This window comes from Selenomonas sp. KH1T6 (assembly GCF_900108415.1).
In the GTDB taxonomy this organism is placed as follows: Bacteria; Bacillota; Negativicutes; order Selenomonadales; family Selenomonadaceae; genus Selenomonas_B; species Selenomonas_B ruminantium_A.
Window position 1 is genome coordinate 1 of sequence record NZ_FNWN01000012.1, and the last position, 13,924, is coordinate 13,924.

A 13,924-nucleotide genomic window follows, 5' to 3' on the forward strand; every position below is an offset into this window, starting at 1 on the left:
GAACTCAGGCGACTTATCTATACCACCAATACCATAGAAGGCTTCAACCGCCAGCTCCGCAAGGTGACGAAATCCAAGTCCGTATTTCCGACAGATGACAGCTTGCTGAAAATGCTCTACCTTGCCATGATGGACATAACGAAGAAATGGACAGGCCGCCGCCAGGATTGGAGCATTATCCATGCCCAGCTGGCCGTCTATTATGAAGACAGGCTTCCGGAATAAAAAATCTGCACGTTCAAGGATTTCTTGACGTGCAGAGAGAAATATGGTTGGTATTAGTGACAAGGGCTTAAACCTCTTGTTTTAATAACAATTTTACATCACGATATGGAGTTTACACAGAATTTGGGACAGCCTCGAAGCAGAGCAACGCGCAGTGGGAGCTTAGATTCTATGGTAAAATTCCAAGTGAAGCGTTGCTATGCCTGTGCCCCGAGCGCCTTAGCAACAATTCCTTAGCAACAGTTCCTTAGCAGATAATCCCATTCTTCACCAGATACTCTGCCAGCCCGTCTTCATCATTGCTGAGGGTCACTTCATCTGCCAGCTTCTTGATGTCCTCCGGGGCATTGCCCATGGCTACGCTCCTGCCACAGAACTCCAGCATTTCCACATCGTTGTAATTGTCCCCAAAGGCCAGGGATTCTTCTGCCGCAATTCCATAATGCTCCAGCATGACCTTGATGCCCGTGGCCTTGCTGACGCTCTTGTCCATGATTTCCAGCAGGAAGGCGGAGGAACGCACGATATGCAGGGAGGGGAATTTCTCCGACAGCTCCGCTTCCATTCTCTCGCAGTCCTCCGGGTCAGCCATCACCAGGATCTTGTTGGGCATCTCCTCTGCCAGCAGTATTTCCTCGAAATCCCGCACTTCGGCGGTGGCACTGGTGATATCCATTTCCGTCTGCACCCGCTCGTCAATGCCCTCCACATACCAGTGACGGCCAGCGTAATAATTCAGGGTCACCTGGGGGAAGTCCCGCTGGATGACCCCCAGCACCATGCCCGTATCCGTGCCCGTCATGCGCTTGTCGTAGAGGACTTCCTCCTTCTCCGTCAGCACCAGGGCGCCGCTGTAGCTGATGACGGGAATCTTGATGCCGATTTCATTGGTTATTGGATAAATGGCCTCAGGCATGCGGGCCGACACCAGCACAAAGGGCATTTTCGCTGCCAAAGCCCTGGCCGCCTGCCCCGTCCTGGGATTCACCTGGCTGTCACCATTCAAAAAAGTACCATCTATGTCCGAAAAGACGATTTTAATATCTCCCAACGCACACGCCCCCCAGCTATGATTTTCAAATAATTCCCACTTTATTCTAGCAATTATTGCTGACAACTGTCAATCATCCCTGCTCTTTTCTGCAAAAAAGCCCCATACATGAATGTCTGGTATCAACTTGACTTCAATATGAGAATTTGTTATATTTAGAGCATAAAAAAAGAGCGAACCACAACGATGGTCGCCTTGACGTATTTGCACTTTCGAATATGATTTTCGGCCATACAAACAGCGGTGCTAGCGCTGATGGCCACCGACATCCGGAAAACCGCCTCGCAGGGCGGTTTTTTCATGCCCGGAATGCCGTCGGGGGATTAATGGAACGCTGTTATCACCAGCAACAAAGGCCGGATGTCAGCATAGCCTAGCAAAACCAAGCAGATATACGCAACAACAACAACTATGAAAGCTGCCATTGACCATAGCGCAACTGCAACCGGAAAGGAAAACCTTTCCAGCAGCCTGGCTATATTCGGCTGTTTTAGTAAGGCCACAAGTGCCTTCCCCATTTTTCTTGTGGTGCAGAAGCACCACTCCCTTTTCTGCTATTTACGCCAAGGCACAGCCTCGACCAGCATGACCATCATTATGCATCATCGATAACGGCATTATCCATATGCCGCGTTCGCTCTGGAGGAAACAGCCTCCAAGTAGGCATATTTTACCACCGTGCAACCAGAAACGTCAATTCGTAAAAACGCTATGACACAAGAGCTCCCGCAAGGTGAGGCTCTCTTTTCATAAATATCCCAAAACCTTTTTCAATATTTTAGCAAGTGCCCAAACTTCTTCACAAGTATTCTCTGCCCCCAGGGAAATCCGTATAGTCCCCTTGGCATATTCTTCCTCCAGCCCTATGGCGCGGAGCACATGAGAAATTTCCGTCTCGCGGGAATTGCAGGCAGAACCTGTGGAAATGCTAACCCCCAAAAGATCCAAGCGATGCAGGAGCTTTTCCCCCTCCTGTCCTGGGAAGGAAAGGCTCAAAAGCCCAGGCAGTTTTTTGCTGCCGCCGTTCCTAAGGTATGCAATGCCGCTCTTATCCATTTCTCCCAGAACAATTCTTTCCAGTTCATGCAAATGAGCCGTAGTATGTTCCATATGGCAACAGCTTTCCTCCAAAGCTGCCGCCATGGCTACAATAGATGCCACATCCTCCGTCCCTGCTCTAAAGCTCCTTTCCTGTGCACCGCCATGATGCAGGGGCGACAGCACAACCCCTTCCCTCACATACAGGAAGCCTATGCCCTTGGGACCGCCAAATTTGTGGGCTGAGGCAGAAAGCATATCCACGCCAACCCCTTCTACATCCACGGGTATATGCCCTACAGCCTGCACTGCATCCGTATGGAAAAGACATTGGCTTGCGTGGGCCAAATCTGCCAATTTTGCTATAGGCTGTATCGTGCCTATTTCATTATTTGCCAGCATCACCGAAGCCAGGGCTGGCTTCTCCTCCATAGCCTTCTCAAAGGCTGGCAAATCTATTTCACCTTCCCGGCTCACCCCAATGTGGACAATCTCATGCCCCCACTCCTCAAGAAAGGCACAAGGGCGAAGTATAGCATGATGTTCGATGCTGGAGGTGACAATGCGCCGAAGTTTTCCAGGCTGCGCTCCCACTACTCCTTTCAGAGCCCAGTTATCCGATTCCGTACCACCTGAGGTGAAATATATCTCCTGTGGCTTTGCCCCAATAAGACTTGCTATCTTCTCCCTAGCTTCTCCCAAAGACCGACGCGCATATATTGACTGGCTATACAAAGAAGATGGATTGGCGTAGTCCCGCTCCAGGTACTTCATCATGGCCTGATACGCCGCTTCACTCAGCCTGGTGGTAGCAGCGTGGTCTGCATAAATCATCTTTTTCATGGCCTCAACTTCCTAAGCAAACAGTGTGCAGCCCTGCTCCTTGAATTCCTCTATCTTATCCAGGAGATCCTGCACATCCACTTCAAAATAGGCAGACAAACAGTCCAGACAGTAAAAAACATCATCATCCAAGAGCTTTTTACTGATGCCTGTTTCATCCTTGCTAAGAGGTCCTTTGCCACAAGCTGCGCAGATATGTTCTTCTTTACGTTTCAATTTCCTATATTCCTCACTTCCAAAGCGGGGATAGATTTCCCCCTGTACTCGCTGTCCAGCAAGCCCAGCTGATAGCGGATGGTATCCCTCATGCGGCAGGCCGGGGACAGGCAATATGTCTTGAACTCCATATCCGTTATATCACCCGGCTTCCTCACATAGGGAAAAATCAGCTTCAAAAACCCAGTAGCAATCCTTTTTATGGCTTCCGTATCTCTCGTATCCGCCCCCTCAGGCACAATGACCCATTGGTCCACCACAGTGCGATAGACAGGATCCTCCCTCATTTCATGCATGACAGTGGAAAAGAACTCAGAGTTCAGCGCCCAGCCCTTAACTTTCAAATCCTCGGTCATGCGCGGCAAGTCCCACCCCCGCAGAAAACCGTGGAAACGGTCTATGAGAGCGCTTTCCTTGAACACCTCCGGCAGTTCCTGGAAGACATTTTCCCTCATATCTGCCGTCATCAAATCTGAGCTGATATTGCCCAAAAGCACTATGCCGGCATCGGACACTACTTCCTTTTCACCTACGGTGCATTTACCCTTTTCCATATAGCCCTTCAGGGCTCCCCGCATCTCATCTACATCTGTGAAGCTGATGGTCTGCACCTCATCCAACGCCACGAAATCATGGCCCACCACCAGGCCATCTGTGCGCTTTCCCAAATTGTAAAACATCCTGGCTCTGGACATAACCCCGCCAGAGGAGAGCCAGCCATAGCGGCTCACGGAACCAAAGAGATATGACTTGCCTGTGCCCTTGGGAGCCAGTTCAATGAGATTCAGCCGCTTTTCCACAAAGGGCAGGAGTCTGGTAAGCATGGCCAGCTTTTGTCCAATGTCCATATACCCCGCAGGATTATAGTCTATTGCCCCCAGTACAATATCTATCCATTCTTCCATCTTAAACTGATGCGCAGCTTCCCTGAACTCATCAAGATCAATTCTGTAAGGGCGGAAGTCCTTGAACCCCGTCAAGATAATCTTACCCGGCTGGCTCTTGCCCAAGGGTGGCTGGTAGCCCAGCTCCACCACCCCCCAATTTTCATCAGCCTTCAGCAAAGCCTCGCTGCACTGCTGCCAGGTCCCCTCCGGAATAGCAGTATCTTTGTGGGATAGATTGAAATCAGGCAAATCAAAAGAAACCTGCTGGGTTTTAATATCAATGTCCACCGAGACTTTAGCCAAAAAGCTCACTCGCTCATTTTCATTGACAACCCGATTCTTTATAGATTTCCAATCCTCCTGTTTGGGAATATATCTTTTTATATAGTCTGCAGTTGCCTCGTGGTCAATGCTTCCGTCTTCCTCCTGGAATTTTTTCATAACCCAATCCCGCATGAAGGAAGGCAATTTGAACGCATTGATGAAACTGCTTTCCTGCAAGTCTTTATATACAACCATCTCATCAAACATATCCTTTAGCCGCTCCCCATATTCAGGAGAGGTAAACTTATTCATATGCTTTGCCTCCGCCTCATCAAATCCCCAGGTCATCCTCCTGGGTTTCCTTGTATATTTCAAAGTTCAGCTTCACCCCTTGGGCTCTGCCGTCCTCATATACCTCCGCCACATACTTGCCCTTGCGGCGAATGCCTTCCAGCTGAAAATCCGCATGCTGCCCATCTGCAGAAAGTGTGCCTGCAAAGAGCTTTTCCTTGACCTTCAAAACCGGCGTACGCATAATCTGTGTGGAAAACAGGCGCAAATGCGGCACCTTGCCTGGAGCAAAGGGGAGCCTGTCCTCAACGAAGCTGTATTCCGCCCGCTCCCCTGGCAAGGACAGCAAAATGACAGGCACCAGCACTTCTTCCAGCGTTGCGCCGCCATGTACCTCCACATCAGCCTTGCGACCGCCCTTGAACCGGTCATAATTGGCCAGTACCGCATAGCCATTCTCATAGGCCACATAAGGCAGCACAGGATCCTTATCCGCCGGAGCACAGCGACCGCTGTGCTGTCCCTTTTCCTCCAGGGTAATGATAGAACTCTCAGAGCCTTTGAGCACCGCCAGACGGCTGGCACCGTGATCAGATACTATCACGGCAGATTCCGCCTGCCCCAAAGCAAGGCGACTATGGATACTCTCCATTTCCTTGTCTATGATGGACAGTTCCTCAAAAAGATGCAAAGGCTCCCTGCACTTTTGGTAATCGTATTTCTTGGAATGATGCTTGCACTCATCCAAGGCATCAATCTTTCTTATTTCCTTGCCCTCAGGAAAAAATTGATAGAAATCCTTGTTCTGGGAAGTTATGGAGGGCAACTCGCATCTTGCCAGCCTCACCTCAGCCTGAAGCCCCAGCTTCTCGCACTTAGATTCAATGTAGGAAAGGAACTCAATCCCCAGACCATCGAAGAAATAGGCTTCCGCCTCCTTGCAATCCAGTTCACGCAATACCGCACAGCGAGGCAGAAAACAATTATAGGGCCTTTCCTGGGCAAATCCTTCCACCTGCTGCAAGAATTCCGGTTGCAGACGATTAGTCAGCTTTTGCATTTTGTAAGCCGTAAAGTAATCAGACAGTACATCCAGCATATCCGCCGACTCCGCAGAAATCTTGGTTTGGTAAGGCGTAAAGACATAAGGCTTCACATACAGAGCCAGTTCTGGCGCAACTGTCCTCAGGATTTCCTCCAGTTCCTGCCTGTCGTAATCATAGTTTTCCAGATTCTGCAGTACCTTGAACCTTTCCTCCTCTGTACTATCCGTCAGATAGCGCAGGCCAGCCCTGTCCCACCTGCCTGTCTTATTGCAGTATTCCAGTACCAGTTTGTGATTTTCAGGCATCCTATCCAGCAGCTCTTTCCTTTCCCTGTAAAGAGTGCCAAAGGACTCATCCTGCCAGGAAATTTCAAGCAGGTGCATGTAGATTTCGCACACCAGCCCAGAAAAACTGTCACTGCTTTGCAAAGCAAGATGCAAATACTCATTGCATGACGGAAAGCATTTGAGCGCGAGCCAATAAAGCCATCGCTGATATTCATCGGCGGATGCAGCTACCTTGGGCAGCTGCCATTCCAGCTGATTCAGGGGGCCAACTTCTTTCTCCAGCGCCGCCTCCAGGCTGCCCTCAGAATCCACCATATCCCAAAGTTGCCGCCAATCTGCCTCTTTGCCAAAGCTCTCCTCCACGGCCTTGTCTGCCAGCAGCGGATAATTTTTTCTAAGCTTCTTGTATGAACTGTCCTCCCGCCTGACAAGGTAAAGACTGCCTGCAAAGATATTCGGAGAAAAATCGGTAGCCACCAAAAGTTCCGCCCCGTCTCCCCGAAATCTTTCCAGTGCTTGCAAAAGTCCTTTGATATCTGTCAGGGATTTTGTTCCCTTTTTATCTTCCTGAGCCAGGATTATATGCGGCAACGGTGAAGCACTGCCTTGCCAAAGGACAATGCGTCTTTCCATGCGCAGATCAAGCTGGACAAGGCTTTCCAGAACAGACTCTGCATGCTCCAATAGCACCACCGTGTGCCCTTTGGTTCTGTGGTTGGCCGCTCTCTGCACCTCTTGCCGTAACGTCTCCTGCCCCCGTAAAGCGGCCACCTGGGAAATGCCTATGAGGACATGATTTCCTGTCGCAAAAGCTTTGCCGTAGGCTTCTTCCAAAAAGGGCAAGCCATGCTCCTGGCAAAAGTCAGAGACAAAGACCTTCTCCAGCGTTATGTCCTGTTCCAGCCTTTGCAGCAGGTCATGATAGCAGCCGTAGTCTTGCACATTGACCAGCAGTGAGTATCCTGCCGCTTCATTATCCAGATAGGCTCTGACCTCTGTCAGGCAGCTGTCCACGTCTTGGCAGCGCATATCATTCCCTCCTGCCGTGTTTCAAAATCTCGATGCCTACGTTCAAACTCTCACCTATGAGAGTTCTCAGGTACTGGAGCATTTCACGCTCATCCAGCTCCTCCACAATCTCCAGTGCCTTTTCGCAGCCGCTGGTCATGTATTCTTTTTCAGCCAAATCCTTGAGCTTGCTGCGCACCGAATCGCTGTCCATCCAGTAATAAGCCTCATCCGCGGCATGCTCCTGAAGATAATCTCTTGTTGCCTCTATATCTTCGAGTATCACATCATAGTCACCCACAACCCGTTTCTTGAAGCAGGCATTTATCTCTGCCGGGTCTGATAACCTGCCATAGAAATCTGCAGCAGACAAGAAAGCAAAGGCAGCCTCCACATCTTCTCTATGGGGATTCTGCGCCCTCATGGCCCCAAAAACCTTCTTGACTCTGTGGCGCTCATCTTCATCAAACATACAGAGAATAGGTGTGCGGTTCTTCCTGGACCACTCAAAGGGATCCTTGGTGCCCGTCTTTTCCTTCCAGAGGTTTCTAAGCTTGGTCTTGGCCTGGTTCTCCACAAATTCCTTGGCGGCAGCTTCTACATAACGGAAATAATCAGTCCTGGATTTTGTGAACTGCCTGTCGGCAAAGTTCTCGAACAGTTCCCTGGCCTCATCTTCGGACATATTTCTGAGGATGGACTTGGAGGCTTTGTAGAAATGAGCAAACTGCCCATTATAGAAGTCCTCGAAATTCTCTCTGTCACTGACCAACCTATCACAGAAAGCCTGTTTGTCAGTTTCCGGCAAGGTATCCTGCTGCTTCATTTTATGCAAAAGATGCAAGAGATCTTTCAAACCGCAGTCTTCCATAGACATGGCTTCGCATGCAATATGAATCTTATCCGTCTTCTGATTCCAGGCCCGCACCGTCTCCGGGAGAGCATAGGTCTTGGGCAGGCTTTTGTTGCTCTCCTTGATGATGCGGTACTCCAGGATTACATCGTCTACCTTTTCATCAGCAGTCTGCTGATTCCAAACCCAGTTGGCGGCATCGGCGTTGAATTTGGCGCGGATATCATCCAGGTAGCTGATACCTGGGCCTATTTCCCCTGTCAGGGAAAGAATTTCTCCGCCCTTGTAGGTGCTCACATATTCCTTCATGCCCTCCCTAATAGCATCATTTTTTATCAGATCGGCCAGGTCTGCCGCCAGTTCCTTATTGTCCAGGAAAAGCTGTCCCAGCTGTCCTGCCAGGTCGCTCTCAGTGCCGCCGCTACCATTAGCAGTATTGGCTATCCCCACATAGTCGTCTATGGCAGTTTCCACCGTATCTGCAGGACAGCGCAAAGATTTCTTGCCCAGGATGGACTTCAAGCACCAGATGGGAAAATCCATCTTTCTCATATTAATGCGGATATAGTCCCTGGCCTGCTCCACGGAGCCGCAGTTTTCCTGGGGCAGGTGGAAGATACCGGCAGTTTCTGTCAAAAAGGCACTCAGCTGGGGGCTCATGGCCACGATGAATTCTTCTTTGTAATTTCTGGGAGGATTCAGCACATCTGCAATCATCTTCTTCAGCACGTCCTGGCTCATGGGCTTGCTGGTGGAGCTATTGCTCCAGAAGAATTTGGGCAGGGCATATTCCTTCAGCAAAAAGCCCAAGACAAAAGAAGTGAAGTTGCAAGGCATATAGCCAAACTTGCCTCCCCGCAGCTCCTCAAAGATAGCTCTGATGCTGATGCGTCCGGCCTCTTTGAAAGCTTCTGCAATCATCTCCTCCACCTTCAGCTTGGCCCGAACAAGAGGCAGGCTCTGCTTGGCGCTATCCTGCCAGTAGTTCTCCACTTTCCATACCCCGGAAAGGGCAGTGTCAAGGCTGGTCTGCTTGTTCGGAGACTTGTAAGTGCCCTCCAGACTTTCCTTAATGCCGCAACCAGCCCCCTGGCCCAAGGCACTGCTCTTAAACATATTGTCAATGACATTGAAGGAAGCCAGGCTGTAGGGATAGACCTGCTCTTCGATATGCAGGAATTCTTCCACCAGAGACTGAAGATTGGGCAGGCGCACTCCGCTAGGATTATCATAGCTATAAAGGATGAAAGAACCATTCTCCACCCGGCTGCGCCAACTGCCAAGACATTCTTCGGCCCGTCCACTGTAGTTCTCAGAGGTTTTCTTGTCCTGCTTCAGATAGTATTCACTGTAGGCCATGTCACTGGCATACTGTTCCTTTTGGTCTAACCCCATATACATGGAAGTAGCATCCAGGAAGTAAATCCCCTTGTAACGCTCCTCCCGCACCAATTTTTCTATTTCCTGTCTGGCCTTTTGGCTTTCTTGCTCCTCCAGAGCAAAGACTGCCGCCACATGGAAGCCGTATGGCACCGGATCAGCCGCCAAGGCAGCCCCCTTCCGGGACAAGGACTCTGCCAGGGAAACCGCTGTCAGGCGGAAGCGATTCTTCACCTTCTGAGGGAGGCTGATGGCCTCCAGCAGTCTGGCTCTCATCACCATTTCCCCGGTCTTCATATTATCCAGGATATTCTTCTTGTTCTTCTCCACAGCACCGGCATCACCATGACTGCTGGCTACAGTATACTCAGTGTCCTTGCCCACAGTCTGCTTGAAAAGCAGATTATCCTTGCAAAGTTGCTCTGCTATGGCTGTGGCCTTCCCCCGCTGCCAATCTGTACCATCATAGGCCAGCTCAAGATTTCTGTCTGTAGGCCGCAGAAGTTCCACCGAGCCACCAAGCTGACTGGAGATAGCTTGCAAAAGCAGCAAGGTCTTGAAGACACGCTGTTCCTGCGAACTGTATTTCTCCATCGAGTGGAGATTATAATTCCCCAAGATAACACGCACCGTACTGTTCACCACAACTTGGCCATTCTGCCCCGCAAGATTAAAGAAGTTCCACAGCATATCTATGGTCAGCAAGCTTCTGGCATCCATATCCATAGGCCCATAAGTGTTTATGTACCACTTGAAATCGTGGGCATCAGGATTGTTATTGATGATGTATTCGAACATACTGCGCTGATTGGAGCCCACCACGGTGGAGATATGTTTCAAAAGGAGGGCAGACAACGGGTGCATGGGCACAATGCCTCGCAAATCTTCGTCTTTGATGCCATCCCTGCCCAGACTATCCAGTATTACCTTTCGCACGCTGCCCAGCTCTACATTGAGGCTGGCAGCATACTGCTTCCACTTCTCCTTGAGCACTACGTCACCGGTGGTCTTCATGGCTTGCTTCATCAAGCGGAAAGCAATGTTGTCCGGCAGCTCGATTTTCACCGTCTGCAAAAAACGCCCCTGTATTTTCTTCACCTCATCGTAGTTGGCAATCAACTGCTCACTACCGTGAGTGACAATAAGGAAGTAGAATGGCTGGTCCTGACTGAGAGCGGCTAATGTCTGGAAACCTGACAGGGAATTACTGTTATCGCGTAGGTAATCAGTGAACTCATCCCAAATAAAGATAATGCCACCCAAGTGATTCTTGGCAATAAGATCCGTCAACCACTTTGCCATAGCAGGAGCATCCATCTGCATAGCCAGGATGTTATTGTCCCTAGCTACTTTCATAATCCCCCGCATCATAACGGCCTTTTCTGCATCGCTCCCCTTCTCCAAAATCTCCATAACCTGCTCAAGCGGCTTGCTGCTGAAATCCCATGAATATCTTTCCTCGGACATCAAAGCAGAAAAATACTTTCGGTTGGACTCTTTTTCCCGCAGCCAGTTCAGAGCAGCTCCCGAAAGAGCACCTTCCCCTTGATTCTCAATCCCCTCTTGGGCAAGAGCAGCCATGATAGTTTCTTGCACCTTGAGGATAAGCTCCTGGTCGGATTTGATATCACTGGAGCCTGTGCGCTGAACCACCAAGAGCTTGCCCTTATTTTTGCCGGTAATGATCTGCTGGCAAAGGTCACGGCTGAGACCGTAGTCTTCAAAGTATTCCCTGATCTCCTCGTCCCTTGCCTCCAGCATTTTCTTGATGGTAAAGACAGCATGGGATTTGCCAGTGCCATAAGCACCCTCCACCCACATAGAACGCGTATCCTGTCCTGACAGGACAGTTTTCACCTCTTTCAGAAGCTTCAAGAAAGTTTCATGTGGATAGAAAGATTTCCAGGACACCTCTCCCGCATCCACCAATTCTGGAGTAACGGCGGCGTAATATTTAGGGTTGATATCGAAGTATTCGCGGTATTTCTTGCTCTCAGCCATGACAAAAGCTCCTTCTTCAGAATAATGTCAGTACATCCTCAGCCTTTTTCTCACTGCGCAGAGTGATGGAATCCATGCCCAAGGTAAAGGATACGGAAATGAATTCAGGGTAGTTGGCGCTAAGACCATTCAAAAGAGGCATCATGGTTTCCTTGTCCAGCCCAAAGATACGAGTAGGGCTCACACCTTCACGCTCTATCTCATCATCCAGCAGAGTTGCCAATGAGAACTGATATATGCCACCACAGGCTTCGGCGAATTTGTAGAGAGAATAAAGTATGACTGTTGCATCTGGCATATTCCATCTATGCCGTGTCACCCCTGAAATAGTTCGCCCAGATTTTTGTATTTCTCCTAAACCTATTTCACCAAAAGGAAGTTCCATTAAGCGTCCTAAAGAACTTATTATGTCACCAGTCCAAGTTTCTTTTGCTCCAACATTTATCAAACTGGATGATATATACTGTTTTGTATAAGTCTGCCCAAAATCAAAATTCTTCACAAACCAATTAACCTGAGGTGCATAGCATATATTAACCAGCATAATTCCCCAAGCTTGTGGTTTTTCTAAGCCTATCTTATCTATAATTTCTGCTGTTTGAGAAAAGCCATCCTTGTCGAGTAACTTAGCATCCCTTAAAAATCGCTTGAAAAAATTATACATCTGTGAACCTAATGAATGATTTTCATCAAAATCATTCTTATAAGAAAAATATTGTTTTATCCACTCCAATTTGGGTGCGTGATGTGAATATGTATTCAAGCTTACGCTTTTCCCAGCCATGATTAGTCCTCCTTTAGGTAATTCTAGTGATTTGTATCTCAAGCAGCCTTTCTCTATACTGTAGCATTGAAGGCAATGTGTGCAATTATCACTTATCTGTACCTTTCCTTTATCAAAAGAAATGCAACCATTTGGACAGTTAGCCTCACATTCATGGCATTGCACACAACAAGCTGCCCTGCGGAATACTTGTTTAAGTATTTTAACAAATTCAGGACGCTTTATTGCCGTCTCCTTGTCAATATATAAAGCATAACCGTCGTTCCTTTCTTCTATCGATATATTGTATAATTGATTATTATAGTTGACAGTATAAAAACCTGAATCTTCCTCGTGTGTCAAGATACCTACAGTTTTAATCCATTCTTTCCAATCGTCATGGGGGTTATCTATTAACAACCAAGTCCCCTTGAATTCTATTTTCTCTTTATAATTTATAGGATTAGATACATCCCTTCCGTTTTTTCTAGCCTTCCAGCCACCTTTCCTGATAAAATCCTCCAACAAGTCATTGTTGGCAAAACTCTCACTATAGGAATCACGTATTATTTGTACGAACTTTTCCGCATGGTCTTTATAGCAAAAATGATTCATAAAATCATTTCTTTCAGCAGCCCTAGGACATATCAAGCAGCCAGCACGACGATTTCCCTTTTTATATGCTTCATTTAGGACTAAATTATATTTGAATATATGAAGAAAAATTTCTGCCGAATTCCACTCCAAAATAGCATTGCAACTATATTGCCCTTGATGTTTTCCTCCATACGAAATGTAGTCATACTTACTGCGTGCCAAGCTCTCACTCCCACGCACTCCAACATAAGCCATACCTTTGAATTTTATTTTGTTCAAAAGTTTTCGCAACAGCAAAATCTGTGGAGCCGTTTTATGTACACTGCAACACCATCTGCTCACAGTTGCAGGAGGACCAAACCATTTCCATGAATCCAATGTATCAAGCTCAGACTTAGAAATATGAAAGTCAATTTCTGCTGTTTCGCATATTGCCTGAACTTGTTTTATAGTTTCATACGTATCCGGGAACTCCATCCCCGTATCCCCAAACAGCACCATAAATTCATTATGGGGCAAAGCCTTCTGTACAAGATCCAGCGTCACAATACTATCCTTGCCGCCACTGAAGGCAACGTAAAACACATCTACCTTGTTTTTATACTTCACAAAAGTATTGTAAATCCCTTGGATAGTCTCCTGCTCCAGTGTTTCCAGCAAAGCGGCATTCTTCTCCACCATGCCTTTTATATCCACTGGGCGCAAAGGCTGACCATCCGGCTCTGGTTCTTCTATCAGTTCCAACTCAGGAGGAGTATACAGTGCCCCGCCCTTGGTCTTGGCTACCAGACGGCCCCTGTAGATGTAATTATTTGCCGTTGCCCAAAGCAAAGGAGCCGAATCGTCCTTGGGATAGTTCCAATATTTGTCAAACCCCAAGATATCCAGTTCCCTGTAATATACAGGCCTTGGCTCCAAACTCATCTTCTCCAACTCTGGTAGAAGTATCAGCCCGCCTGTCTCCTCGTCCCATTCGTACTTGTACATGAAAAACCATTGCCCTCTCTAATCTATATCTGCTAGCATCAACTCACATGACCTGAAATCCAGCCATGCTTTTCTATCTCTCTTGCAATCGAACTTTTTACTTCTTTATAAGCATAATACTCTGCTGCCAGTTTGCTCATCAGTAAAGCCTCAAGCTTTCGCTCCTCCTGGGTCAATTCCCACCATA

The 13,924-nt window shown here is 48.2% G+C and carries 8 protein-coding genes; 1 reads left to right on the forward strand and 7 read right to left on the reverse strand.

From position 1 onward, the window contains the following. Window positions 1-225, forward strand: a 225-nt coding sequence (locus tag BLW59_RS08745) for a transposase (protein WP_139283611.1), incomplete at its 5' end; no start/stop codon positions are given. Between the two features lie 247 nt (window positions 226-472). On the opposite strand, the gene BLW59_RS08750 is transcribed toward BLW59_RS08745, so the two are convergent. The 7 genes from BLW59_RS08750 to BLW59_RS08785 form a co-directional block, all read right to left on the reverse strand. Next, the gene (locus tag BLW59_RS08750; protein WP_074697480.1) at window positions 473-1,276 is read right to left on the reverse strand and encodes a Cof-type HAD-IIB family hydrolase; all 804 of its coding nucleotides are present in this window, start codon (window positions 1,274-1,276) and stop codon (window positions 473-475) included. A gap of 747 nt (window positions 1,277-2,023) precedes the next feature. Further along, window positions 2,024-3,157 carry a cysteine desulfurase family protein gene (locus BLW59_RS08760; protein WP_074697482.1) on the reverse strand — a complete coding sequence of 378 codons (1,134 nt, stop codon included), beginning with the start codon at window positions 3,155-3,157 and terminating at the stop codon, window positions 2,024-2,026. 12 nt (window positions 3,158-3,169) lie between these two features. Next, entirely contained in the window at window positions 3,170-3,373 is a 204-nt protein-coding gene (locus BLW59_RS08765) for a hypothetical protein (protein WP_074697483.1), read from the reverse strand. Beyond that, window positions 3,370-4,836, reverse strand: coding sequence for a BREX system Lon protease-like protein BrxL (gene brxL, locus BLW59_RS08770; protein ID WP_074697543.1), 1,467 nt, complete (start codon window positions 4,834-4,836; stop codon window positions 3,370-3,372). The genes BLW59_RS08765 and brxL overlap by 4 nt, the downstream gene beginning before the upstream one ends. Before the next feature lie 19 nt (window positions 4,837-4,855). Next, the gene (gene pglZ, locus BLW59_RS08775) at window positions 4,856-7,177 is read right to left on the reverse strand and encodes a BREX-4 system phosphatase PglZ (RefSeq protein WP_074697484.1); all 2,322 of its coding nucleotides are present in this window, start codon (window positions 7,175-7,177) and stop codon (window positions 4,856-4,858) included. Between the two features lies 1 nt (window position 7,178). After that, a complete protein-coding gene (locus BLW59_RS08780) occupies window positions 7,179-11,390 on the reverse strand; it encodes a hypothetical protein (RefSeq protein WP_074697485.1) in 4,212 nt (1,403 codons plus the stop codon). A gap of 16 nt (window positions 11,391-11,406) precedes the next feature. Next, window positions 11,407-13,737 (reverse strand): phosphoadenosine phosphosulfate reductase family protein, encoded by a 2,331-nt coding sequence (locus BLW59_RS08785; protein ID WP_074697486.1) that lies wholly within the window; start codon window positions 13,735-13,737, stop codon window positions 11,407-11,409. Window positions 13,738-13,924: the final 187 nt, after the last annotated feature.

Coding starts and splice junctions, on each gene's coding strand:
- BLW59_RS08760 (WP_074697482.1), bottom strand. CDS start 3,157: ATGAAAAAGATGATTTATGCAGACCACGCTGCTACCACCAGGCTGAGT.
- pglZ (WP_074697484.1), bottom strand. CDS start 7,177: ATGCGCTGCCAAGACGTGGACAGCTGCCTGACAGAGGTCAGAGCCTAT.
- brxL (WP_074697543.1), bottom strand. CDS start 4,836: ATGAATAAGTTTACCTCTCCTGAATATGGGGAGCGGCTAAAGGATATG.
- BLW59_RS08780 (WP_074697485.1), bottom strand. CDS start 11,390: ATGGCTGAGAGCAAGAAATACCGCGAATACTTCGATATCAACCCTAAA.
- BLW59_RS08785 (WP_074697486.1), bottom strand. CDS start 13,737: ATGTACAAGTACGAATGGGACGAGGAGACAGGCGGGCTGATACTTCTA.